The organism is Ruegeria sp. YTSC003 (genome assembly GCF_059609785.1).
In genome coordinates this window covers 152,588-175,077 of sequence record NZ_JBXWMK010000007.1, presented here as the reverse complement: position 1 = coordinate 175,077, position 22,490 = coordinate 152,588, and the positions used below count along the sequence as shown (strand labels likewise).

Here is a 22,490-nt window from a genome sequence, read left to right as displayed (position 1 = left end):
TCGTGCTCTGAAAAGATCAAATAGCTTGACCTGCAGCGAGGTTGCAATCAGGGTCAGCGGAATTTCGGAAAGGTTCAGATGGGGCGGAAATTATGCTTAACTTCAGAAAGGCCATAGCAACACTTTGGTTGGCATTCACCGCTTTGCTTTCCTTGGGCAATTTCACCGTCGCCCAGACCGCAACAGAGGGAGCGTCCACAAGCAAACCTGTTTTTGTTATGGTTCATGGGACGTTTCAGTGGGCCGGTCAGTATGAACCTTTGAGCATATTGCTTAGGGATGAGGGCTTTGAGGTGGTCGAATTGACCCTGACGGGTCTTGGCGAGAGAGAGCACCTTCTTTCAAAAGAAACGGGTTTGTCTACGCATGTGCATGATGTCGCAAACGTGCTTAGCTGGCGGGGCCTCGAGAACGTAATCCTCGTCGGCCACAGTTATGGGGGAACTGTGATAACCGGTGCCGCAGCAGAACAGCCGGATCGTATCAAACATCTGGTGTATCTAGATACTGTGCCTACGGATGACGGTGAAAGCCTGATGACCAGTTTTTTCGACGAGGCCACAAGAGACGAAGTGTATGCTATGGTCGAGAAAGACGGGGATGGATGGCTTATTCCAAAAGACGGATTACGCGAAGCCCTGCCAACGATGAGACCGCATCCTTTCAAGTCGTACACCGATCGGTTGGCGCTGCCCGACGGTACGCCGGACTTTCAGGGCACAATCATTGTGGCCAACGACAGCAACCCGTTCTTTCAATACATGCGCGCAGTCGAGGCACCCGCTCGTGTCGAAAAGCGCGGCTGGAACCTGATCACGGTCGAAGGCCCGCATCAGTTAATGGAAGTGAGCCCGGCGAAAGAAGTTGTAGCCGAAATTCTGCTGGGGATTGCCAGAAACTAAGGACACGGCGAGTGTCTGCTTCGTCCGCTTAGCAGCTCTTCCTTGATCGTTTCCTATGGCACCCCATCCCTCACCACGCTAACCTCCGCCCAACCGCGACAGAGGAATCCCCCATGCCCTTTACTCTTGCTACCTGGAACATCAACTCGGTCCGCCTGCGCGAGCCTATCGTGCTGAAATTACTGCAGGAAGAAGCTCCCGATGTATTGTGTTTGCAGGAGTGCAAGTCGCCGGTTGAGAAGATCCCAACTGACGGATTTGCCGAACTGGGGTACACCCACATGGTTGCAAGGGGCCAGAAGGGGTATAACGGCGTCGCCATCCTGTCGCGCCTGCCGATGGAAGAAGTCGGTGACAAGGATTTTGCAGGTCTCGGCCACGCGCGCCACATCGCTGGGCGGTTGGAAAATGGTGTCACCATTCACAACTTCTATGTCCCGGCCGGTGGCGACATCCCAGACCGAGAAAAGAACGAGAAGTTCGGGCAGAAGCTCGACTACCTCACAGATATGCGCGACTGGTTCCATGCCGAAAAGCCCGAAAAGTCCATTCTGGTTGGCGATCTGAATATCGCACCGCGCGAGGATGACGTCTGGTCGCATAAGCAACTTCTCAAGGTCGTCTCACACACGCCGATCGAGGTTGAGGCGCTGGCCGAAACGCAGGACGCAGGCGGATGGGTGGACATTACCCGTCAGGACATCCCCGACGGGCAGCTATACAGTTGGTGGTCCTACCGGGCCCGCGATTGGGACGCAGCCGACAAGGGGCGGCGTCTGGACCATGTCTGGGCCACGCAGGATATCTCGAACGCAGGGCACTCCAGCCGCGTTCTGCGCGATGCGCGCGGGTGGGAAAAACCCAGCGACCACGCACCAGTCTTTGCGACATTCGACCTTTGACCCTGCAACTCTCCCCTTGGTTTCTGCACATTGCAGTTGCATATAGGGGCCAAATTCGAACGAAAGAGTGAATGCCATGGACCTTCTGAACGCCGCAGCCGGACCCGATACCGCCGATCTGATCAAGGACGGATCCGAGGCCACCTTTATGGCCGATGTCGTCGAGGCCTCACAGGAAATCCCTGTGATCGTGGATTTCTGGGCCCCCTGGTGTGGTCCGTGCAAAACGCTTGGGCCGCTGTTGGAAGAGGCTGTGACCGCCGCCAAAGGGGCGGTGAAGATGGTTAAGATTAATGTGGATGAGGCACAGATGATCGCCTCGCAAATGCGCGTTCAGTCGATCCCGACCGTATACGCGTTCTACAAAGGTCAACCGGTCGACGGGTTTCAGGGTGCCGTTCCAGGGTCCGAGATCAAGGCGTTTGTGGACCGAGTGATTGAGGCCTCCGGTGGTGAAAGCCCCGGAGGGCAGCTGGATGACGCTGTTCTGGCCGCCGAAGAAATGCTGGCCGATGGCGCAGCTGTGGATGCCGCGCAGACCTTTTCCGCCATTCTGGGGGAAGATCCAAACCACGCCGCCGCTTATGGCGGTCTGGTGCGTGCCCATATTGCCGCGGGCGATTTGGAGCAGGCCGAGGCCATTCTGAACGGCGCACCCGCAGAGTTTTCAACCTCGGCCGAGGTTGAAGCAGCCCATGCCCAACTGGAGCTGGCGAAACAGGCTGCCGATGCTGGTCCTGTGGGTGAACTGAAAGCGGCGGTCGAGGCGGATGCAGACAACCATCAGGCGCGGTTCGATCTTGCACAGGCGCTGCACGCCAATGGTGAAGTTGAAGAGGCTGTTGCGCAGTTGCTGGAACTGTTCCGCCGCGACCGCGAGTGGGATGACGGTGCCGCAAAGGCACAGTTGTTCACCATTTTCGACGCGCTGAAGGCCAATGATCCGATTGTTCTGAACGGGCGGCGCAAGCTCAGCTCGATGATATTTGCCTAAATCCTGATCAGGGCTACACTCGGGTACATGATGCATCCCGCTGATCTGCCGGAAACGGTATCCGTTTTTCCATTGCCCGGGGCGCTGTTGCTGCCCCGGTCCCGCTTGCCGCTGCATATTTTTGAGCCGCGTTACCTGCAAATGCTGGACGACGCGCTGAAAACGCCAGAACGGCTAATTGGAATGATCCAGCCGAATCCATGTCAGTCCAACGAAAGCAAACTGCATCAAATCGGCTGTGCCGGGCGTGTGACGCAGTTCTCTGAAACCGAAGACGGTCGGTACCTGATCACACTGTCCGGCGTCTCACGTTTTCGGATCAAGTCCGAGTTGGATGCGTTTACACCTTATCGCCGCTGTGCAGTTTCATGGGACGGGTTTGACCGCGATCTCGGCAAGGCCGAAGCGGACAATGCGTTCGATCGGTCGCGGTTTTTGGATTTGCTCGAACGGTTTTTTTCCTCGCGCCAGCTTTCGACCGACTGGGACACGTTGAAGGATGCCGATGACGAGTTGTTGGTGAATTCCCTGTCGATGCTGCTGGATTTCGATCCCGAAGAGAAACAGGCGTTGCTCGAGGCACCTTGCCTTCGCACGCGCCGCGAGACATTGGTGACATTGATTGAATTCGCCATGCGGGGCGGATCGAGCGAGGAAAAACTGCAATGACCGAAGCCGAACACCCCTTTGACCGCCATATGCTTGAGGCGCTGATCTGCCCGCAAACGCACACCACGCTGCATTATGATGCCGAAAAGCAAGAACTGGTATCAAAGGCCGCCAACCTTGCCTTTCCAATCCGCAACGGTATCCCGGTGATGCTGGTGGACGAAGCCCGGCAGCTGGATTAAATCGCGCGCCCTTGCAGCAGTTTCGGAAGGTCTCCGGTCAGCCCGGCCGCCTCACGCACAAAGCCGCGACGTAGTCCAGGGACTGAGCCAACGATCTCCATCCCGATGTCGCGCCCGAAGCGCAGAATCGGGTTGTCGTTGGAAAACAGCTTGTTGAACACATCCGTCGCCATGGCCAGCGCCGCCGTGTCGAACCGTCTCCATTCCTGATAGCGCTCCAGCACCAGAACTGATGCGATATCCTCGCCGCGCCGTCCAGCCAGTGTCAGAACTTCCGCCAAAGCGCCTACGTCGCGAAGACCTGCATTCAAACCCTGACCTGCGATTGGGTGCATGCCGTGGGCGGCGTCGCCTACCAGCGCCAGACGGTCACCGATGAAGGAATTGGCGATGGTCAGGTTCAGCGGATAGGTGAATCGGTCACCCTGCAGACGGATATCACCCAGAAAGTCCCCGAAACGCGGGCGAAGGACCTGCAGGTAATCCGTTTCGGGCATCGCGTTGATGCGCTGCGCCATTGCGGTGCGCTCGCTCCAGACGATCGAGCTGCGATTGCCGGTCAGCGGCAGAATCGCCAAGGGGCCGGGGGGCATGAAGAACTGATGCGCCACGCCATTGTGGGGCAGGTCATGCTCAATTGCACACACCAGCGCGGTTTGGCCGTAATCCCAGCCGGTGCGCTTGATCCCGGCGCGTGCAGCTGTGCCGCTGCGGCGCCCGTCACAGCCGACCAACAATCCGCAGGTCAGGGTCGTGCCATCATCCAGCGTCAGCGTTGCGCCCGTGTCGTTGGTGGCTTGTGCAACAACCGTTTTGCCGCTGATCTGTGTGATGCCGCTTTGCTCGGCCATTGCGTCCAAAAACGCGCGGCGCAGGTGGCGGTCTTCGACCATGTAGCCCATCGGGCCTTCTTCAATCTCGGCATGGTCAAAATGCAGGAAAAACGGGGATGGGCCGGCACCGGAATGCCCATCGGTGACCTTGATCTCAAGCATGGGTTGGGCATGCTCTGCCACTTTGTCCCAGACGCCAACCGCATCCAACAACCGCTGCGAGGCCAGCGCCAGAGCATAGGCGCGCCCGTCAAAAGCCGCGTTTTTTCGGGCTTTTTCGGCCAATGCGTCGATGACGGTGACAGAATGCCCTGTCTGGGCCAGTGCCAGTGCCAGGGCCGGGCCGTTCAGGCCGCCGCCTACGATCAGGATATCCGAGTTGTGTTCCATGGCCTGCAATATGCGCGCCCTTTCGGGATTGTCCATGTGCGGTCCTGTCGCTACCGTCCCTCAAAGTGCTTTTTCCAGAGGGGGCAGGGATGCAGGACTGGCTGACCATGACGGCGTGTGATCTGGGGCGGGGTATCGGCATGGGACAGATCGATCCGGTTGAATTGACCGAAACTTATCTGGCCGCCATCGACGCGCATCCGCACCGCGACAGGATCTATGCCCGCGTTACGCATGATCGTGCTAGGGCCGAGGCACAGGCTGCGCAGGAGCGCGCCAATCTGGGCCTGCGGCGGTCCCTGCTGGATGGTGTGCCGATCAGCTGGAAAGATCTGTTCGACACCGCCGGCACCGCGACTGAGGCAGGCTCGGCCTTGCTGAAAGGCCGGGTGCCCGAAATGGACGCGGTCGTTGTGCGTAACGCCACTGCCATGGGCACGGTCTGTCTGGGTAAGACGCATATGAGCGAGCTGGCTTTCTCAGGCCTTGGCCTGAACCCGATCACTGGCACGCCCCCATGCATTGACGATGAAGACGCTGTATCCGGAGGCTCTTCTTCCGGCGCGGCGGCATCGGTGGCCTGGGGGCTTGCCGCCTGTGGGATCGGTTCGGATACGGGCGGGTCAGTGCGCATTCCAGCGGCCTGGAATAATCTGGTCGGGCTGAAAACCACCGCCGGGCGCGTCAGCCTTGAGGGTACAGTGCCTTTGTGTCTGCGGTTCGACACTGTTGGTCCACTGACCCGCTCAGTCGAGGACACGGCTCAGATGCTGGCCCTGCTCGAGGGGCGCTCTCCACCGGATCTTCGCGGTGCCAGCCTGAAGGGCCGCCGCTTTGCCAATCTTCAGACTGTGGCGCAGGACGACCTGAGGGATGAACCGCGTAAGGCTTTTGAGGATGGGTTGCAAAGACTCACCGAGGCAGGCGCCGAGATCGTTCCGCTTGACGTCCCCGAGCTGCACGACGCCATGGCGCTGTCCGGCATTCTGTACACGACCGAAGCTTATGGGTTGTGGCGCGATGTGATCGAAGCCAACCCTAACGCCATGTACCCCGAGATTCTGGAACGGTTTCGGTCGGGTCAAAACGCGACCGGTGCCGATTACATCGCGGCCTGGTCCAGGCTGAAAGCCTGTCGGGCTGCATGGGATGCCGCCACATCCGGGTTTGATGCGGTGCTTGCGCCGACAGCGCCCATTTTGCCGCCGAATCTGGATCGGTTGATGAATGACCATGACTACTATGTCACGGAAAATCTGTTGGCGCTGCGCAACACCCGTATTGGCAATCTGATGGGACTTGCTGCACTGACACTGCCGACCGGAATACCCGGGTGTGGCGTGATGATCATGGGATATCCGGGGTCAGAAGAGGCCCTGCTAAGGCTGGGATCTGCCGCCGAGACGGCGTTGGCCTGAATGCCACAATCCCCTGATTCGCCACCTCTTTGTCTGGACGAAACCGGGTGCGATCTGTAGTCTGCCTGTAAAACGGGGCGAAATGATCCCGGTATTGAGGCAGTAGTTATGAATTTCCCCGAACGGTTTTCGGACCTACCGGAATATGCATTCCCGCGTTTGCGCACCCTGTTGGATCACCACCAGCCGGGTGGCGAAGTGATTCACATGACCATCGGCGCGCCTATGCATGATTTTCCGGCGTGGGTCACCGATGTGATCACAGAAAACGCGGCCGGGTTTAAGGGATACCCGCCAAACGAAGGATCGCCCGAGTTGCGGTCGGCGATTACAGGTTGGATTGATCGCCGCTATGGCGTTTCGATGGACCCCGACGCCAACGTGATGGCGCTGAACGGCACGCGCGAAGGATTGTACAACGCGGCGATGGCACTGTGTCCCGAGCAGAAAAATGGCGAAAAGCCCGCCATTCTGTGCCCGAATCCATTCTACCAGGTCTATATGGTGGCCTCGCTGTCGGTTCGTGCCGAGCCTGTATTCGTATCCGCAACTGCCGCCACAGGTCACTTGCCGAACTATTCGGGGCTACCAAAGGATGTTCTGAACCGCACCGTGGCGGCCTACATCTGTTCTCCCGCGAACCCGCAGGGCGCAGTCGCCTCGCGCGATTATTGGGTCGAACTGATCCAACTGGCCGAGACCTATGATTTCCGCATCTTCGCGGATGAGTGCTATTCCGAGATCTACCGTGACACGGCACCAACCGGTGTACTGACCGTTGCGCAGGAACTAGGGGCCAATCCGGAGCGGATCACCTTGTTCAATTCACTGTCGAAGCGGTCCAATCTGGCTGGTCTGCGCTCGGGCCTGATCGCCGGTGGTCCCGAGACCATCAAGAGGGTCAAGCAGTTACGCAACTACGCAGGTGCGCCTTTACCGCTACCTTTGCAGGCTGCCGCCGCAAAAGTTTGGGCAGATGAGGCGCATGTTGTCGAGAACCGCGCGCTGTATCAGGAAAAGTACACGATCGCGGATGAGGTTTTCGCGGGCGTGCAGGGCTATTTGGCGCCTGAAGCCGGGTTTTTCCTATGGCTGCCGGTCGAAAATGGCGAGGAAACCACATTAAGGCTGTGGCAGGAAACCGGTGTTCGGGTGCTGCCTGGTGCATATCTTTCTCAAGGTGATCCGGGGCAAAACCCGGGCGAGCAATTTATCCGGGTCGCAATGGTGGCCCCAAAAACAGAGTTGCGGCAGGGGCTTATTACGCTCCGTGACTGCATCTATTCGTGAGGTACGAGGGCAAAATGGCATCATATAACGCGCGCAACCGCGATCCATTGCTGGACAGTACGACCCAGGCCGCCATCGAAAGGCGTAGCAAGGAACTGATCGGGATCGCCCTGATCCTGCTGGGGCTGGCTTCAGCCGCGATGATCTGGTCCTACACGCCGGATGATCCGAACTGGATGGTGTCGACAGACGCGCCAGTGCAGAACTGGATGGGGCGGATTGGGGCGTCGATCGCCGCGCCGCTGTTCATGATCGTCGGATGGGGCAGTTGGAGCATCGCGCTGGTGCTGATTGGCTGGGGCATACGCTTTGCCGGGCACTTCGGCGAGGACCGCGCAGTGGCCCGCCTTATCTTTGCTCCGATCTGGATTGCCATCGTTTCCGTTTATGCCGCGACTTTGGTGCCGGGTGAGGCATGGCGCACGACCCACAGCTTTGGTCTGGGGGGCTTGTTCGGTGATACCGTCATGGGTGCGTTGCTGACACTGCTGCCCATCTCATCCCATTTCATGGTCAAACTGATGTCGCTGGCGATGGCAGCTGGCATGCTGGTGCTGGGTACATTTGTCCTTGGATTCACAAAAGCCGACGTGCGCAAAGGCACGCGTGCCTTCTTGTTGGGCCTTGTGATGTCCTATGACATGTTGATGAACCTCTTGGGTCGCAGTGCGTCGGTTACCGCACAGGCGGCACGAGATCGCCGGGCACAGTGGGAAGAGCGCAAGGCCATCCGCGCAGAGGCCAACGACGCGGTGTTTGACGATGATATGGCGTATGCCGATCCGATGTTCGAAGAGCCGGATTTCGAAGAGCCCGAACCCGCAAAACCCGGTCTGCTGGCGCGGATGCCAAGCCTGATCCGCCGCGCCGATCCCATGCCGGAACCTGAACTGGTCGCTCGCGAACCGGTTGCCGGATTCGATGAAATGCCGGGTGAAGATCGTATTAAGTCCAAGATTTCCGCAGCCGTACGCAATCGCAAAGTGGCCGCGGGTGAAGTGGCGCCAGAGGTCGATCCAACCCTGCCTTTGACCAAAGGGCGTGGCCGGGGGCCGGATCCGCTGATCCTGAACGCCAGAGGCGGAGAGGAGCTTCCGCCCGAGCCGCCGATGACATTGGACGGTCTGCCGCCTGAGCCGATGCTGACAGCAGAGCCAGAACCCGATTGGCAGCAGGAACCCCTGCATCATGATTTTGCGCCCGAGCCCGTCTATGAGGATGAGGCCGTATTTGAAGACGCACCCGAACCCGAACCGGCCCCGCTTCCTGCGATGAAAATTCCAGTGGCCGAACCGCGCAAACCCGTAGTGGCACAGCCTGTTCGCCGCACCCCTGCGCCGTCGCGTCGTGCCCAGGCCGAAGCGCAGCCTGGGCTGTCCTTTGAAGACCGGCATTCGGACTTTGAGCTGCCGCCTCTAAGCTTGCTGTCCAACCCTTCTAGCATTCAGCGCCATCACCTCAGCGATGAGGCATTGGAAGAAAACGCGCGCATGTTGGAAAACGTGCTGGACGACTATGGCGTCAAGGGCGAGATCACTAGCGTCCGCCCCGGCCCGGTCGTTACCATGTACGAACTAGAGCCTGCGCCGGGCCTGAAAGCCAGCCGGGTTATCGGTCTGGCCGACGATATCGCGCGCTCGATGTCGGCACTGTCGGCACGTGTTTCGACCCTGCCGGGCCGCTCGGTGATCGGGATCGAATTGCCCAATGAAAACCGCGAGATGGTGGTTTTGCGCGAAATCCTTGCCAGCCGTGATTTTGGTGATGGTAACCACGCGCTGCCACTGGCGCTGGGCAAGGATATCGGCGGCGAATCCATGGTCGCAAACCTGGCCAAGATGCCCCACTTGTTGATTGCGGGGACAACCGGTTCCGGTAAGTCGGTTGCGATCAACACCATGATCCTATCGCTGCTATATAAGCTGACACCGGACGAATGTCGCCTGATCATGATCGACCCCAAGATGCTGGAACTGTCCGTCTATGATGGCATTCCGCATCTGCTGTCGCCCGTTGTGACCGACCCGAAAAAGGCGGTTGTCGCGCTGAAATGGGTCGTGGGCGAGATGGAGGACCGCTATCGTAAAATGTCCAAGATGGGCGTGCGCAACATCGCGGGTTACAATGGTCGCGTGAAGGACGCGTTGACCAAGGGCGAGATGTTCAGCCGCACCGTGCAGACCGGGTTCGACGATGAAACCGGCGAGCCAACGTTCGAGACAGAAGAGTTCGCGCCCGAAGCGATGCCCTACATCGTCGTCATCGTTGATGAGATGGCGGACCTAATGATGGTCGCGGGCAAAGAGATCGAGGCCTGTATCCAGCGACTGGCGCAGATGGCAAGGGCCTCGGGTATTCACCTGATCATGGCCACGCAGCGCCCCTCGGTCGATGTGATTACCGGTACTATCAAGGCGAACTTCCCAACCCGGATTTCGTTCCAGGTGACCTCGAAAGTCGACAGCCGCACTATTCTGGGCGAAATGGGGGCCGAGCAACTGCTGGGGCAGGGCGACATGCTGTATATGGCAGGTGGCGCCAAGATCACCCGTTGCCACGGCCCGTTTGTTTCGGACGAGGAAGTCGAGGAAATCGTCAACCACCTGAAACAGTTCGGCCCACCGGACTATGTGAACACCGTGCTGGACGGTCCATCTGAGGACAAAGCCGACAACATCGACGCGGTTCTGGGCCTGAACACGGGCGGCAATACGAATGGCGAGGATGCTTTGTACGATCAGGCGGTAGGGATTGTGATCAAGGATCGCAAATGCTCGACCTCATACATTCAGCGGAAACTTGCCATTGGCTATAACAAAGCTGCGCGACTTGTTGAGCAAATGGAGGATGAAGGTGTTGTTTCGTCGGCAAATCACGTCGGGAAACGCGAAATCCTCGTCCCTGAGCAATAGGATATTTAATAACAAGGGCAGAGCGCTTATCTGGGGAGTTATGAAACAGATTGCCTTTGCCCTTGCTTTGACACTCGCCGCGCCTGCGGCCTGGGCGGCTGATAAGCTGCCGTTGTCCCAAATCTCAAACTACCTCAATGGCCTCAAAACCGTTGAGACCACGTTTACACAAGTCAACGATGACGGCTCGCTGAGCACCGGAAAGCTGTGGATAGAACGCCCCGGTAAGATGCGGTTCGAATATGACCCGCCCAACAGCGCTGTGGTTCTGGCGCGCGCAGGTACGGTGCAGATCTTTGATCCGAAATCTAACCAGCCCCCTGAACAGTATCCGTTGAAACGCACACCCCTGTCGCTGGTGCTGGCGCGTAACGTCAATCTGGGGCAGGCGAATATGGTGGTTGCCCATGATTTTGACGGGACGGCCACGGTTGTTACCGCTCGGGACCCAAAGAACCCCGATTCCGGCCGGATTGAACTGATGTTCACGGGGGACCCGATCGAGCTGCGCAAATGGGTCATTCACGACAATGCCGGCAGTCAGACGACCGTTCTGCTGGGGCAGCTGAGTACCGGCGGAAATCTCAGCAACGATCTGTTTTCCAGATCAAAAAGAAGCGGGTCAGGCAATCGCTGACCCGCACTCCTGTCAGTAGCGGCAATTGGCCAGCTGCGCCTGATAGAGCTTGGCGCGTGCATCCACGTCATTGGCGACGTTCAACAGCCAGGATTTGCTGTTATGGCTGCCGCGGGCAAAGCCGGTGTGCCCCTCGTGATAGGCCAAATACTGGTTGCGCGTATCTGTGGGGTGAATACCGTTCCGCTGATGGCTTTTGTTCATGTACCAGCCGATGAAATCTGACGCATCGCGGATGCGGTCCCGCTTGGCGCGGCGTTTGCCGGTTTCCTTGCGATATTCATCCCAGGTGCCGTCCAGCGCCTGGCTGAATCCGTAGGCGCTGCTTTGACGGCCCATGGGGATCACACCCAGAACGTATTGGTGCGGCGTACGTGCGTCGTGTTTATAGCGGCTTTCCTGATAGATCGTCGCCATTTGAACGTGAATTGGGACGCCCCATTTTCGTTCGGTGCTTTTGAACGCCTTGATAAAATCAGGCCGTTCGCGCGCAATGCTGCACGCGTCATTCAATCTGCTCGGTGGCTGTTTGGACCCGCCACCGCAGGATGCCAAAAGCAGCACCCCGAAGAGTACGAAAAGAATTCTGCTCATGTGCCTCGTGCCTTTTTTCTTTATTCTAGCGCAAATTGAGCGATTAGGAAATCACAATCGTTATAGAACAATGGCTAGAATTATGGGCAAAGCGCCCACGCTTAGCACAGTTGATACCATGACCATCCCTGCAACCGCGTCCGAATCCGCGTCAAACCGCTCGGCCAGCAGGTACGATGTAACCGCGACCGGGGTGCACATCTGCAGGACCAATACTCCAAAAGCGGTTGCGTCCAGATCAAAGAATCGAGCTATTGCCCAGCCGAGCGCGAAGCAGACCAGCAGCTTCAGGACGGACAGCCAGATCGCCTGACCCAATTTGCGGGTCGTCAGCCTTGCAATTGCCACGCCGACTGTAATCAACATCATGGGGATGGCCATTTGGCCTAGCAGCTCTAGCGTATTGGTCAGGAACAGTGGCGTTTCCCAGTCTTGCCATAGGAATAAGGCCCCAAGCAGGGTTGCCCAAACCATCGGTTCGCGCGCAACTTTGCCGAATGCACCCTTTCCAGCGACGAGGTAAATTCCATAGGTGAAAGAAAACAGGGCGGTAATTGCCAGGAAAATGACTGCAAAACCCAGACCTGCCTGACCAAACGCAAAAATACACAGCGGCAGGCCCAGATTTCCGGTATTGCCAAAAATCAGTGGCGACAGGTAAGTCCGACGGTCCAGGTTTGAAAGTCGAACGAAAACGCCAAAGGCCACGGCAAGGCCAATATGACCCGCAATTGCGGCCAGAGTGAAGCGGGTCAACTCTCCTGCCGGGATCTCGGTTTGCATCAGCGCCACAAAGATCAGGCTGGGCACGGCAAGCGTCACGGCAAGGCGCGTCACAAACTCCAAACGGTACTCAAAACCAAGTTTGACCCAGGTGAATCCAATGCCCGCCAGCAGAAAAACCGGCGCCACAATTTCGAACACTGTCAGTAAGATGTTCACAGACTGTTTCCTTTAATTTCCGATCAATGATTGGCATTCCGGCCCGGAAAGAGGTAGTAAGATCTCTGGGGGCTGAGATAATGCTGAAGACAAATGCCAAGTACCGCCTGGGACAGGTGGTCCGCCATAAAAAGCATCCTTTCCGAGGGGTGATTTTTGACGTGGACCCGGAATTTTCCAACACAGAAGAGTGGTATCAGGCCATTCCCGAGGACAGCCGGCCCATCAAGGATCAGCCGTTTTACCATCTGCTCGCAGAAAACGACCAATCCTTCTATGTGGCTTATGTTTCAGAACAAAATCTGATTGCGGACCAATCCGGGGAACCGGTGGAGCATCCTGATATTCCTGACATGTTCGGTCCTTTCGAGAATGGCGCGTACCCGCTGCACTTTAATTTGAACTAAGTGATTTGGTGCGCCAGATTGCGCGCCTAGGTGGTCAATAACCTAACGCACAACCGTCTTTTCTGGGGTCACTTGCGCCTTCCAGAACACCATCTGTGCGGATTCGGATTGCTTGCGCTCCGCCAAGGGGCGTTTCTGGAACCTGAACGTTGTGCCCAAAATCGCTCAATTGTTGAGATGTGCTGGGCGGAATTCCGCGTTCAAGTTTCAGAACGCCGCCGTCTGCAAAGGCGCGCGGGGCGTCCACAGAGGCCTGCAAACCCAACCCATGATCAGTGAGGTTGGACAATAGGCGTGCATGGCCTGTTGGTTGAAAAGCTCCGCCCATCACGCCAAATGGCATGAGCACACGGCCATCCTGTTTGAGCATACCGGGAATGATCGTGTGCATCGGGCGTTTGCCCGGGCCAAGCTCGTTTGGGTGACCGGGGCTCAGGTTGAAGCCTGAGCCGCGGTTTTGCAGCAAAATCCCGTATTTTTCCGATGCGATGCCAGACCCAAAGCTGTGAAATATGGAATAGATCAGCGAAACGGCCATCCGATCCCGGTCAACAACCGTAATATAGACCGTGTCCTTGTGAATGGACTCGGTTAGTGGGGCTGCCGCCGGCATGGCGCGCTTGGGGTCAATCAACGCGGCCAGCTTGTCCGCCACGCTCTGGTCGAGGAATCGTTCAGCGTGGGTCGTGTGATCGGGGTCCGCAATGAACCGATTGCGCGCGTCATAGGCGAGTTTCGAGGCCTCGGCCTCAAGATGGATGAGTTCTGGGCCAAATGGGTCAAGACCGGCCAGATCGAAGTTCTTTAGGATGTTCAAAAGCAGGATTGCAGTCGCACCCTGGCCGTTGGGCGGGTGTTCGACAAGATCGATGCCGTTGTAGTTTCCGCTGACAGGCTGGGATTTTGTGCATTGCGTGGCCAGAAAATCCTCGGCCGTGTGAACACCACCCAATGCTGTTAGGGCGTCAATCATATCCTGTGCAATTTCACCGGTATAAAAGGCGTCACGACCATTGCGGGCAATCTGGCGCAGAACCTCGGCTTGCCCTGGCGCGCGAAAGACCTGACCTGTTTTCGGCGCTTCGCCGTCAGCCAGGTAGTGCCTGCGCGCTGCCCCCTGCAGCGTGTCAGCCCCCGTTTTCCAATCATAGGCGACCCGGGGTGCGACCGGGACACCGGCCTCGGCATAGTGAATGGCAGGTGCCAGTATCTCATCCAGCCCAAGCCTGCCCTCGGTTTCTGCCAGATGGCAAAAGGCATCAATCGCACCGGGAATGGTCACCGCATCGGGTGTGTTCAACGGCACTATATCCAGCCCCTCGGCCCGCAACTTGTCCGCATTGGCAGCCGCCGGCGCGCGCCCGGATCCGTTCAGGGCGCGTATCTGATCTTCGCCTGCGCGGTTGAACAGGACAAAGCAATCGCCGCCGATGCCCGTCATCTGCGGCTCGCAAATGCCCAGCAGCACAGCGCCTGCGATGGCAGCGTCCATGGCATTGCCGCCTTGCTGCAGGATTTTTACGGCAACCTGCGCGGCCAGAGGATGCGATGTGGCGCACATTCCCTCGGTTGCCAGAACTTCGGACCGACCTGGAGTGTGAAAATCCCGCATAGCTTTGCCTTCCCCTTTTGAACACGCCGAACGTAAAGCGCGGTCAGGGATTGTCTAGTCACATCAGCGGGAAGGGAGATCCTCGGCGCCGTTCACTGGGTGGGGGCTGTGACACGAGGCGCCGAGGGAAGCTATCTGAGCTACAGATATCTTTTTGCCCTTTGTTTGCGGCGCGCCAATGGTGCGATCGGGGCCTTTATGTGGCCTTTTTGAGTCCGGCGGAGCGGTTTGGGAAGTCAAACCGCAGTGACAACCGGTTGCAGCCATTGCGATGCTCATAGCGAATGTCGCTGGTCAGTTCATGGATCAGGAACCAGCCAAACCCGCCTTCGGGTAACTCATCGAGCGTCGATCCCAAAGGCGCAGGCACACCATCCGGCACGCGAAATCCGGGCAGAGGATTCCCCGTGTCAGAGATCAGAATATCCAGCCAGTTTTGATGCAGCCGACAATGCACCCTGACCTTGGCCGGAGTGACGCCCGCATAGGCATGCTCGACCACATTGTTGATCGCCTCGGCCAGCGCGATTTTAACGTCGCTCGCCTTGTGTGACGGCAGGCCCTGCACCTCAAGCCCTTTGCTAAGCTGGGCGATGCCAACGCTGGCTTCGGTTTCGGTGGCAGCAAAGCTCAGATCCAAGCAGTTCCCATTCCCCATGGACATCGCGCCTATTCAATCCGTGAATTCATTCCGCCGACCGTTCAAGGGCGTCGTCCAGGGTCTGGTAAAGATTGAAAACCGTATCCATACGGGTCAGCCGAAACACCTTTTCGACAAAAGGGTGTAGCCCAGCCAGATCCAGTCTGCGGTTGCTGCCCAGTTGCTTCATCGACGCGACGATGGCCCCAAGGCCACTTGAGTCGATGAATTCGACGCCCGTTAAATCCAGGACCACACGCGGCGCGCCGCCTTCGGCCTCATTGCGCATGTCTTCCTTGAACTGAATAGCCATTGCGGCATCAATCCGGTCCGAATGCACGGTAATGATCTGCGTTGTGTCTGTTATCTTACTGGTCAGGGCCATGCGCGCGGGTTCTCTAAACTGAAAATCACTCGTAGAAATACGCTAGACGGCAATTCTTACCATTCGGTATCCATCTCAGTAGAAAAGCGAAGGAGCATCCAGATGAAGCAAGTCGTTATCGCCGGCGCGGCGCGGACCCCGATGGGTGGGTTTCAGGGGATGTTCGATACCGTGACAGCGGCCGATCTGGGCGGCGACGCCATCAGGGCAGCGTTGCAAGGGGCCGGTACTGAAACCGTTGACGAAGTCCTTATGGGATGTGTTTTGCCGGCCGGGCAGGGGCAGGCGCCCGCGCGCCAGGCCGGTTTTGCGGCAGGGTTGGGCGAAGACGTTCCCGCCACAACGCTGAACAAAATGTGCGGATCAGGCATGAAAGCGGCCATGATGGCCTATGACCAGATCGCTTTAGGGCATGCCGATACAATGATCGCAGGCGGGATGGAGAGCATGACGAACGCGCCATACCTTTTACCCAAAATGCGCGAAGGCGCGCGATTGGGTCATACGCAGGCAATGGATCATATGTTCTTGGACGGGCTCGAGGACGCTTACGACAAAGGTCGCCTGATGGGCACATTCGCCGAAGACTGTGCCGAGGCCTATCAGTTCACGCGCGAAGCGCAGGACGAATATGCGCTGCGTTCATTGTCAAATGCGCTGGCCGCACAGGAAAACGGCGCATTCGCGGATGAAATCACGCCGGTTACGGTCCGCACCCGAAAGAGTGAGGTCACGCAGGCCACGGATGAACAGCCGCTTTCGGCGCGGCCCGAGAAGATCCCTACCCTCAAGCCGGCGTTTCGTAAGGACGGTACTGTCACCGCAGCAAACTCCTCTTCGATATCGGATGGCGCGGCTGCATTGGTTCTGGCATCCGAGGATGCAGCCCAAGCGCAGGGTCTGACCGTTCGTGCCCGTATCGTCGGCCACGCTAGCCATGCGCAGGCACCGGGGCTGTTTACGACGGCACCTGTTCCGGCCGCGCAGAAACTTCTGACAAACATCGGCTGGTCGAAAGAAGATGTCGATCTGTGGGAGGTTAACGAAGCCTTTGCGGTCGTGCCGATGGCCTTCATGCACGAGATGGGGCTGCCCCGCGATATCGTCAACGTGAACGGCGGGGCTTGCGCACTTGGGCATCCGATCGGTGCGTCGGGTGCGCGGATCATGGTCACGCTGCTGAACGCGTTGGAAAAGCGAAACCTGAAACGCGGGGTGGCGGCGATCTGCATCGGCGGCGGTGAAGGCACGGCGATAGCCATCGAACGCGTTTGACGCTTCCTCTTTTTCCAAATACTCCGGCGCAAACCCCTGCCACGAGTTCCGACATGACAGCTGATTACGACACACTTGCCAAAACCATCGCCGCCCTGACCGAGGGGGAAACCGACAGCGTGGCTCTGATGGCTACAATTGCGTGCGAGGTGCACCATTCCGATGATCGGTTTGACTGGACAGGTTTCTACCGTGTCACTGAGCCCGGGCTTTTGAAGATCGGACCCTATCAGGGTGGGCACGGTTGTCTGGTTATCCCGTTCGACCGCGGTGTCTGTGGCGCTGCCGCCCGTACGGGCGAGGTACAGTTGGTGCCGGATGTGGATGCGTTTCCGGGCCATATCGCCTGCGCATCTTCGACCAGATCCGAGGTGGTGCTGCCTGTGCACAACGCCGCCGGTGACGTCATTGCGGTGTTCGATATCGACAGTGATCAACCCAACGCGTTTAATGAACAAGACGCAAAGAAACTGAGCGGAATTCTGTCCAGCGTATTCGCCAAGTAAAAATGGCCGGCGGCGTACCCCCGGCCATATTGATTAGTGTGTGCTTCCTATCAGGTGCTCAGAAGCTTGGCTTTCTGCGCTGCAAATTCCTCATCCGTCAGAACGCCTTTTTCCTTGAGCGCTGCAAGCCGTTCCAGCTCATCCGCAGCAGATACGGTCGCGACTGAGCGGATATAGTCCTTTTGCGCCTGTTCGATCTGGCTCATGGCTTCGGCATTGTGCTGGTGCATTTTGTCGCCGCGGACAATCAGGTAGGCCAGAACACCCATCCAAGGAATCAGGATGACAAAGGCAATCCAGACTGCCTTTCCACCGCCACTTAGGTCCTTGGATCGGAAGACATCGGCCACAACCGAAATCATCACCCAGAACCAGGCCACCATCAGGAACAGCCAGAAGATTGACCAGACTATGTCGAAGAAACCGATGCCGTTGTCCATTTGTCATTCAACCCTTTGCGAATGCGTAAGAATAATCATATTCAGATAGAATGGGAGTGTAGCAGACAGTTTCCCAAATGGTTAGCACCTAATCCCTGATGGACTTCTCGCGCTAGACTAGGCTGGGCAATTCCAAGGCCGCCAGAAGATAGGCCAGGACAGCCTGAGCGCCGAAAATCCCAAAGATGTAGTATGAAAACAGCCGCTTGCGGGTTTTGTGTCTGAAAATCCACCGCCCCAGCAATGCGCCTGGACTGCCGCCTAGCGCCGCCAACCACAATAGCTTTCGTTCCGAGATGCGCCTTTTCCGCCGTCTTGTCCGCAGTTTATCCCAGCCAAAGGCAAGTAAAGTCAGGGCGTTGATGGTCCATAAGTAAATCACCGCAATCCACATTGTGGACGGATACCCAAACAATGTTGTGCGTCCAAGTGAAAAATATCTTGGTTTTTTCACGGAATCAGCGCATCGTGAAAAACGAGGAGAAAATTTCACCAAACCCCGGAGCGTTCAGTGAACAGCCAAGCCCCGCACAGCGCCACACTCGGAGCCGATCTTCGGGCTTTGCGTAAGGCGCGTGGGTTGACGCTGACTGAGATCGCCGCACGTCTGGGTCGTTCTGTTGGTTGGCTTAGCCAAGTCGAGCGCGACAAGTCCGACCCCTCAATTTCCGACCTGCGCCAGATTGCCGAATGTCTGGGCGTGCCGATGTCGATGCTGTTCGCGCATTCTTCCTCTCCGGCAGATGAGCAGGGGTATGTGGTGCGCGCCGGAACGCGCCGCCCGATGGGGTCCGGTGAGGAAGGGTTGATCGAAGAACTGCTGTCGCCCGATCTGACCGATGATTTCGAAATGGTGCATTCCACATTCAAGCCCCGATCGAAAATGCAAACCCCGGCCAACCGACCAACGCAGGAGGTTGGGTACATGGTGTCAGGGCGGTTGGAACTGACGATCAGTGGGCGCCAGTTTTCGGTCGGCCCCGGCGACAGCTTTCGGATCAAACATGAACCCTATCAATGGTCGAACCCCTATGATGAGCCCGCAGTGGCCATCTGGGTTATCGCTCCGCCGGTGTACTGATGAGCTTTGAAGCCTGGACCATATTCGCGCTGTTTTGGGTGGTGTTCGTCACCACGCCGGGGCCGAACGCGGTCAATTGCATTTCAAACGGGATGAGCCTGCCGTTTCCCAAAGCGATGCTGGGCGTGCTGGCGATTCTAACGCAGGCCAGCACGTTTCTTGTCCTGTCAGCGCTGGGTGTGACCGCGTTGATCGCAGCATCCCCAACCGGGTTTTTTATCGCCAAACTGGTAGGGGCAGGGTTCCTGATCTGGGTTGGGGTTCGCGGCTGGATGAATGCCACGCGCCCGGCCCCGGCAAGTGAACGACCCGCGCGCCATGTGTATCTGCACGCACTGGCGGTCGCTACGATCAATCCTAAAAGCGTGGCAGGGTACCTCGCTGCCTTTTCCCAGTTTGTGCAGCCTGATGTTCCGATCTGGCAGCAGATGGTCGTCATCATGCCTACGGCGCTGATCATCACCACGCTCAGCTACACCGGGTTCACCGTGTTGGGCGCGCTGATGGGCAAGGCTGCGCTGGGAGCGGTTTTCAACACTTGGGTGCGTCGTGTCATGGCCGCCTGTTTCATCATCTATGGCGTGTTGCTGGGGGCCAGCTCCACGCCCACAGCAAGGGGGTAGTCACATGCAAACTGGTTCTTGCCTCTGCGGCGCTGTCGCGTTCACGATTGAAGGAGAGCTTTCACCGCCTTCGGCCTGCCATTGCGGTCAATGCCGCAAGCAATCCGGCCATGTTTGGTCTTCGACCTGGACACACCAGGATAACTTGAGCTTCACCGCCAGCGACACGCTTACGTGGTTCCGCGCTTCGGACACCGCCCGCCGCGGTTTCTGCCGTTCCTGCGGCTCGTTCCTCTTCTGGCAGCACAATGACGAGGACACGATTTCAATTTCCATGGGTGCGCTCAGCGAGCCCACGGGTCTAACGCTCTCGAAGCATATCTTTGTCGCCGACAGGGGCGATTACTACGACATCACAGACGATCTGCCCCAACGGGCACAGTAACAAGGATCAAGACCAATGAGCGATTTTCCGACAAAAGCCCGCGTGGTTGTTATCGGTGGCGGTGTGGTGGGGGCCTCCTCGCTGTACCATCTGGCCAAGAAGGGCTGGACTGATTGTGTTCTGCTGGAAAAGAACGAACTTACCGCTGGCTCGACTTGGCACGCGGCGGGTAACGTTCCGACCTTCTCGAATTCATGGGCGATCATGAACATGCAGCGGTACTCAACCGAGCTGTATTCGCGTTTGGGCGAAGAGGTCGACTATCCGATGAACTACCACGTTTCAGGCTCGATCCGTCTTGCGCACAGCAAGGAGCGGATGCAAGAGTTCGAACACGCCATGGCGATGGGACGCTATCAAGGCATCCCGATGGAGATGTGGACCCCGGAAGAAGCTAAAGAGCGCTATCCTTTCCTGGAGACGCACGATCTTGAAGGCGTTCTGTACGATCCCACCGATGGTGATATTGATCCGGCGCAGCTGACACAGGCACTGGCCAAGGGTGCCCGTGACATGGGCCAGAAGATCATCCGCTTTTGCCCGGCAACTGGCGTAACTCAGCACGACGACGGCACCTGGACCGTACACACCGACAAAGGCGATATAGCCTGCGACTATGTTGTGAACGCCGCTGGGTATTACGCGCAGCGCGTGGGAGAGTGGTTCAAGCCCTTTGGCGGCCGCACAGTTCCCGCGATGGTGATGAGCCACCAGTACCTGCTGACGGACGAAGTTCCAGAAATTGAAGAATGGTCCAAAGCGAACGGTGGTAAGAAACTGCCACTGCTGCGCGACGTGGATATCTCGTACTACCTGCGGCAGGAAAAGAATGGCTTCAACCTTGGTCCGTATGAGCCTAACTGCAAGGGCCACTGGATGACTGAAGACGATGCTATGCCCGAGGATTTCTCGTTCCAGCTGTGGAATGACGATCTCGACCGCATCGAGGATATCGTCACTGACGCGATGGAGCGGGTGCCGTTGATGGCGACCTCCGGCGTTGGCCGTGTGATCAACGGCCCGATCCCCTATGCGCCGGACGGGCTGCCGCTGATCGGCCCAATGCCCGGTGTGAAAAACGCGTTCGAGGCACACACATTCACCTTCGGCATCGCTCAGGGCGGTGGTGCAGGCAAGGTGCTGGCCGAATGGATCGTCGATGGCGCGACCGAATGGGATATGTGGGCCGTCGACCCGCGTCGCTACACCGATTACACAGATCAGGACTACTGCAACCAGAAAGGTCTGGAAGTTTACGGCAACGAATACGCCATGCATTTCCCTCATCATGAATGGCCCGCGGCGCGCGACAAGAAACTGTCACCGGTGCATGACAAGGTCAAAGCGCTGGGCGGCGTGATGGGTGCCTATAACGGATGGGAGCGGGCCAACTGGTTCGCGAAGCCGGGCGATGACACGTCGCTTGATGCAACCCATACCTGGGGTCGGTCCGGCCCGTGGGAGCAACGAATCCAAGAAGAATGCGAGGCCGTGCGAGACCATTGTGGCGTACTAGATCTGCCAGGCTTCTCGCGCTTCATGGTCAAGGGAGAGGGCGCCGCTGAGGCGCTGCGCGGCCTCGCAACCGGTGGGTTGCCAAAGGTCGGCCGGATGAACCTCATCTATATCTCTGACGACCGTGGCCGCATTCTGACCGAGATGTCCTGTATCCGTCTTGGTGAGGATGAGTTCATCATGATCACCGCCGCAACTGCACAGTGGCATGATCGGGACATCCTGATGAACGCGATGCCTGCGAGTGTTTCGATTGAAGACGTGACCACGACACGGGATACACTGATCGTCACTGGTCCGAAGTCGCGCGATATACTGTCGACTATGACGGATGCGGATCTGACCTCGGGGTGGCTGACTCATCAGTCTGCGACCGTTGCAGGCCAGCCCGCCTATCTGATCCGCGTCTCCTTCGCGGGTGAGTTAGGATGGGAAGTCCACGCTCTGAACGAGCATATGCCCGCGATCTATGATGCGATCATCGATGCCGGTGCCAAACCGTTCGGCATGTATGCCCTGAACTCGCTGCGTATCGAAAAGGGATACCGTGCATGGAAGGGGGACCTATCGACCGACTACTCTCTGCTGGAAGGCGGTCTTGGGCGGTTCGTCAAACTCGACAAGCCGCAGGATTTCCCCGGCAAGGCTGCAATCCTGAACGAAAAGCAGCAGGGCGTGAAGAAGTCGTTTGTCACGCTGACAGTGGATGCGGGCGATTGCGACGCGCCGTATATGTCGTGTATCTGGCAGGGCGATCAAATCGTGGGCGAAACCACGTCAGGCGCATGGGGATACCGCGTTGGCAAATCCATCGCGCTGGGCATGATCAAGGCCGAGCTTGCCAACCCCGGCACCGAGCTTGAGGTCGAAATCTACGGCCAAAAGTGCCGCGCTGTGGTAGAGCAGGATCAGCCGCTCTGGGATCCCGAGAACGAGCGGTTACGCGCTTAACTTCT

24 protein-coding genes are annotated in these 22,490 nt (G+C 57.9%); 16 read left to right on the top strand and 8 right to left on the bottom strand.

All coding sequences use genetic code 11. The features are described from left to right. Positions 1-92: 92 nt before the first annotated feature. The 5 genes from AC2FFH_RS14650 to AC2FFH_RS14630 all read left to right on the top strand — a co-directional run bounded on the left by AC2FFH_RS14650 (position 93) and on the right by AC2FFH_RS14630 (position 3,649). A complete protein-coding gene (locus AC2FFH_RS14650) occupies positions 93-902 on the top strand; it encodes an alpha/beta fold hydrolase (RefSeq protein WP_472724564.1) in 810 nt (269 codons plus the stop codon). A 113-nt stretch (positions 903-1,015) separates the two neighbouring features. Beyond that, a complete protein-coding gene (locus AC2FFH_RS14645; protein ID WP_282152973.1) occupies positions 1,016-1,804 on the top strand; it encodes an exodeoxyribonuclease III in 789 nt (262 codons plus the stop codon). A 76-nt stretch (positions 1,805-1,880) separates the two neighbouring features. Continuing rightward, a complete protein-coding gene (gene trxA / locus AC2FFH_RS14640; RefSeq protein WP_496844664.1) occupies positions 1,881-2,798 on the top strand; it encodes a thioredoxin in 918 nt (305 codons plus the stop codon). 27 nt (positions 2,799-2,825) lie between these two features. Next, positions 2,826-3,467 (top strand): LON peptidase substrate-binding domain-containing protein, encoded by a 642-nt coding sequence (locus tag AC2FFH_RS14635; RefSeq protein ID WP_496722019.1) that lies wholly within the window; start codon positions 2,826-2,828, stop codon positions 3,465-3,467. Beyond that, entirely contained in the window at positions 3,464-3,649 is a 186-nt protein-coding gene (locus AC2FFH_RS14630; RefSeq protein WP_058272562.1) for a Trm112 family protein, read from the top strand. Before AC2FFH_RS14635 ends, AC2FFH_RS14630 begins: the two co-directional genes overlap by 4 nt. Here the strand turns inward: AC2FFH_RS14630 and AC2FFH_RS14625 are convergent. Beyond that, on the bottom strand, positions 3,646-4,908 hold the full coding sequence (locus AC2FFH_RS14625; RefSeq protein WP_496844662.1) for an FAD-dependent monooxygenase: 1,263 nt from the start codon (positions 4,906-4,908) through the stop codon (positions 3,646-3,648). The genes AC2FFH_RS14630 and AC2FFH_RS14625 overlap by 4 nt on opposite strands. Positions 4,909-4,961: 53 nt before the next feature. On the opposite strand from AC2FFH_RS14625, the gene AC2FFH_RS14620 reads away from it, so the two are divergent. The 4 genes from AC2FFH_RS14620 to AC2FFH_RS14605 all read left to right on the top strand — a co-directional run bounded on the left by AC2FFH_RS14620 (position 4,962) and on the right by AC2FFH_RS14605 (position 11,129). Next, positions 4,962-6,290 (top strand): amidase, encoded by a 1,329-nt coding sequence (locus tag AC2FFH_RS14620; protein WP_496844661.1) that lies wholly within the window; start codon positions 4,962-4,964, stop codon positions 6,288-6,290. Between the two features lie 108 nt (positions 6,291-6,398). Beyond that, entirely contained in the window at positions 6,399-7,580 is a 1,182-nt protein-coding gene (locus AC2FFH_RS14615; RefSeq protein ID WP_496844660.1) for an aminotransferase class I/II-fold pyridoxal phosphate-dependent enzyme, read from the top strand. 14 nt (positions 7,581-7,594) lie between these two features. Further along, the gene (locus AC2FFH_RS14610; protein ID WP_496768546.1) at positions 7,595-10,492 is read left to right on the top strand and encodes a DNA translocase FtsK; all 2,898 of its coding nucleotides are present in this window, start codon (positions 7,595-7,597) and stop codon (positions 10,490-10,492) included. Positions 10,493-10,532: 40 nt separating this feature from the next. Next, positions 10,533-11,129: a LolA family protein gene (locus tag AC2FFH_RS14605; RefSeq protein WP_282120310.1), complete on the top strand. Its 597-nt coding sequence runs from the start codon at positions 10,533-10,535 to the stop codon at positions 11,127-11,129. A gap of 12 nt (positions 11,130-11,141) precedes the next feature. On the opposite strand, the gene AC2FFH_RS14600 is transcribed toward AC2FFH_RS14605, so the two are convergent. Together AC2FFH_RS14600 and AC2FFH_RS14595 are read right to left on the bottom strand one after the other, a co-directional pair. Then, positions 11,142-11,723, bottom strand: a complete 582-nt coding sequence (locus tag AC2FFH_RS14600) for a transglycosylase SLT domain-containing protein (protein WP_058272557.1) — start codon at positions 11,721-11,723, stop codon at positions 11,142-11,144. A gap of 60 nt (positions 11,724-11,783) precedes the next feature. Then, a complete protein-coding gene (locus tag AC2FFH_RS14595; RefSeq protein ID WP_282120309.1) occupies positions 11,784-12,665 on the bottom strand; it encodes an AEC family transporter in 882 nt (293 codons plus the stop codon). Positions 12,666-12,745: 80 nt separating this feature from the next. Between AC2FFH_RS14595 and hspQ the strand changes: the two genes are divergently transcribed. After that, on the top strand, positions 12,746-13,072 hold the full coding sequence (hspQ, locus tag AC2FFH_RS14590; protein ID WP_058272652.1) for a heat shock protein HspQ: 327 nt from the start codon (positions 12,746-12,748) through the stop codon (positions 13,070-13,072). Positions 13,073-13,106: 34 nt separating this feature from the next. On the opposite strand, the gene ggt is transcribed toward hspQ, so the two are convergent. From ggt to AC2FFH_RS14575, 3 genes are all read right to left on the bottom strand, one after another. Next, a complete protein-coding gene (gene ggt / locus AC2FFH_RS14585; protein WP_496844657.1) occupies positions 13,107-14,684 on the bottom strand; it encodes a gamma-glutamyltransferase in 1,578 nt (525 codons plus the stop codon). Positions 14,685-14,880: 196 nt separating this feature from the next. Continuing rightward, complete coding sequence (locus tag AC2FFH_RS14580) at positions 14,881-15,342, bottom strand: ATP-binding protein (protein WP_496768538.1); 462 nt, start codon at positions 15,340-15,342, stop codon at positions 14,881-14,883. 28 nt (positions 15,343-15,370) lie between these two features. Then, positions 15,371-15,709, bottom strand: coding sequence for an STAS domain-containing protein (locus AC2FFH_RS14575; protein WP_496844656.1), 339 nt, complete (start codon positions 15,707-15,709; stop codon positions 15,371-15,373). 102 nt (positions 15,710-15,811) lie between these two features. Here AC2FFH_RS14575 and AC2FFH_RS14570 point away from each other — a divergent pair, with 102 nt between their 5' ends. Both AC2FFH_RS14570 and AC2FFH_RS14565 read left to right on the top strand, forming a co-directional pair. Next, positions 15,812-16,984: a thiolase family protein gene (locus AC2FFH_RS14570; RefSeq protein ID WP_496844655.1), complete on the top strand. Its 1,173-nt coding sequence runs from the start codon at positions 15,812-15,814 to the stop codon at positions 16,982-16,984. A gap of 53 nt (positions 16,985-17,037) precedes the next feature. Continuing rightward, positions 17,038-17,490, top strand: a complete 453-nt coding sequence (locus AC2FFH_RS14565; RefSeq protein ID WP_496844654.1) for a GAF domain-containing protein — start codon at positions 17,038-17,040, stop codon at positions 17,488-17,490. A 50-nt stretch (positions 17,491-17,540) separates the two neighbouring features. Here the strand turns inward: AC2FFH_RS14565 and AC2FFH_RS14560 are convergent, their stop codons facing one another. Continuing rightward, the gene (locus AC2FFH_RS14560; RefSeq protein ID WP_058279764.1) at positions 17,541-17,930 is read right to left on the bottom strand and encodes an SHOCT domain-containing protein; all 390 of its coding nucleotides are present in this window, start codon (positions 17,928-17,930) and stop codon (positions 17,541-17,543) included. A 112-nt stretch (positions 17,931-18,042) separates the two neighbouring features. Further along, positions 18,043-18,324, bottom strand: coding sequence for a DUF1294 domain-containing protein (locus AC2FFH_RS14555; protein WP_496844653.1), 282 nt, complete (start codon positions 18,322-18,324; stop codon positions 18,043-18,045). 117 nt (positions 18,325-18,441) lie between these two features. On the opposite strand from AC2FFH_RS14555, the gene AC2FFH_RS14550 reads away from it, so the two are divergent. From AC2FFH_RS14550 to AC2FFH_RS14535, 4 genes are read left to right on the top strand one after another with little or no spacing between them, the layout of a single operon-like run. Beyond that, a complete protein-coding gene (locus tag AC2FFH_RS14550; protein ID WP_496768525.1) occupies positions 18,442-19,011 on the top strand; it encodes a helix-turn-helix domain-containing protein in 570 nt (189 codons plus the stop codon). Beyond that, complete coding sequence (locus AC2FFH_RS14545) at positions 19,011-19,634, top strand: LysE family translocator (RefSeq protein ID WP_496768524.1); 624 nt, start codon at positions 19,011-19,013, stop codon at positions 19,632-19,634. The genes AC2FFH_RS14550 and AC2FFH_RS14545 overlap by 1 nt, the downstream gene beginning before the upstream one ends. A gap of 4 nt (positions 19,635-19,638) precedes the next feature. Next, on the top strand, positions 19,639-20,019 hold the full coding sequence (locus AC2FFH_RS14540) for a GFA family protein (protein WP_496844652.1): 381 nt from the start codon (positions 19,639-19,641) through the stop codon (positions 20,017-20,019). A 15-nt stretch (positions 20,020-20,034) separates the two neighbouring features. Further along, positions 20,035-22,485: a GcvT family protein gene (locus tag AC2FFH_RS14535; RefSeq protein ID WP_496768521.1), complete on the top strand. Its 2,451-nt coding sequence runs from the start codon at positions 20,035-20,037 to the stop codon at positions 22,483-22,485. Positions 22,486-22,490: the final 5 nt, after the last annotated feature.

Coding starts and splice junctions, on each gene's coding strand:
- AC2FFH_RS14650 (WP_472724564.1), top strand. CDS start 93: ATGCTTAACTTCAGAAAGGCCATAGCAACACTTTGGTTGGCATTCACC.
- AC2FFH_RS14645 (WP_282152973.1), top strand. CDS start 1,016: ATGCCCTTTACTCTTGCTACCTGGAACATCAACTCGGTCCGCCTGCGC.
- trxA (WP_496844664.1), top strand. CDS start 1,881: ATGGACCTTCTGAACGCCGCAGCCGGACCCGATACCGCCGATCTGATC.
- AC2FFH_RS14635 (WP_496722019.1), top strand. CDS start 2,826: ATGATGCATCCCGCTGATCTGCCGGAAACGGTATCCGTTTTTCCATTG.
- AC2FFH_RS14630 (WP_058272562.1), top strand. CDS start 3,464: ATGACCGAAGCCGAACACCCCTTTGACCGCCATATGCTTGAGGCGCTG.
- AC2FFH_RS14625 (WP_496844662.1), bottom strand. CDS start 4,908: ATGGACAATCCCGAAAGGGCGCGCATATTGCAGGCCATGGAACACAAC.
- AC2FFH_RS14620 (WP_496844661.1), top strand. CDS start 4,962: ATGCAGGACTGGCTGACCATGACGGCGTGTGATCTGGGGCGGGGTATC.
- AC2FFH_RS14615 (WP_496844660.1), top strand. CDS start 6,399: ATGAATTTCCCCGAACGGTTTTCGGACCTACCGGAATATGCATTCCCG.
- AC2FFH_RS14610 (WP_496768546.1), top strand. CDS start 7,595: ATGGCATCATATAACGCGCGCAACCGCGATCCATTGCTGGACAGTACG.
- AC2FFH_RS14605 (WP_282120310.1), top strand. CDS start 10,533: ATGAAACAGATTGCCTTTGCCCTTGCTTTGACACTCGCCGCGCCTGCG.
- AC2FFH_RS14600 (WP_058272557.1), bottom strand. CDS start 11,723: ATGAGCAGAATTCTTTTCGTACTCTTCGGGGTGCTGCTTTTGGCATCC.
- hspQ (WP_058272652.1), top strand. CDS start 12,746: ATGCTGAAGACAAATGCCAAGTACCGCCTGGGACAGGTGGTCCGCCAT.
- ggt (WP_496844657.1), bottom strand. CDS start 14,684: ATGCGGGATTTTCACACTCCAGGTCGGTCCGAAGTTCTGGCAACCGAG.
- AC2FFH_RS14580 (WP_496768538.1), bottom strand. CDS start 15,342: ATGGGGAATGGGAACTGCTTGGATCTGAGCTTTGCTGCCACCGAAACC.
- AC2FFH_RS14575 (WP_496844656.1), bottom strand. CDS start 15,709: ATGGCCCTGACCAGTAAGATAACAGACACAACGCAGATCATTACCGTG.
- AC2FFH_RS14570 (WP_496844655.1), top strand. CDS start 15,812: ATGAAGCAAGTCGTTATCGCCGGCGCGGCGCGGACCCCGATGGGTGGG.
- AC2FFH_RS14565 (WP_496844654.1), top strand. CDS start 17,038: ATGACAGCTGATTACGACACACTTGCCAAAACCATCGCCGCCCTGACC.
- AC2FFH_RS14560 (WP_058279764.1), bottom strand. CDS start 17,930: ATGGACAACGGCATCGGTTTCTTCGACATAGTCTGGTCAATCTTCTGG.
- AC2FFH_RS14555 (WP_496844653.1), bottom strand. CDS start 18,324: ATGTGGATTGCGGTGATTTACTTATGGACCATCAACGCCCTGACTTTA.
- AC2FFH_RS14545 (WP_496768524.1), top strand. CDS start 19,011: ATGAGCTTTGAAGCCTGGACCATATTCGCGCTGTTTTGGGTGGTGTTC.
- AC2FFH_RS14540 (WP_496844652.1), top strand. CDS start 19,639: ATGCAAACTGGTTCTTGCCTCTGCGGCGCTGTCGCGTTCACGATTGAA.
- AC2FFH_RS14535 (WP_496768521.1), top strand. CDS start 20,035: ATGAGCGATTTTCCGACAAAAGCCCGCGTGGTTGTTATCGGTGGCGGT.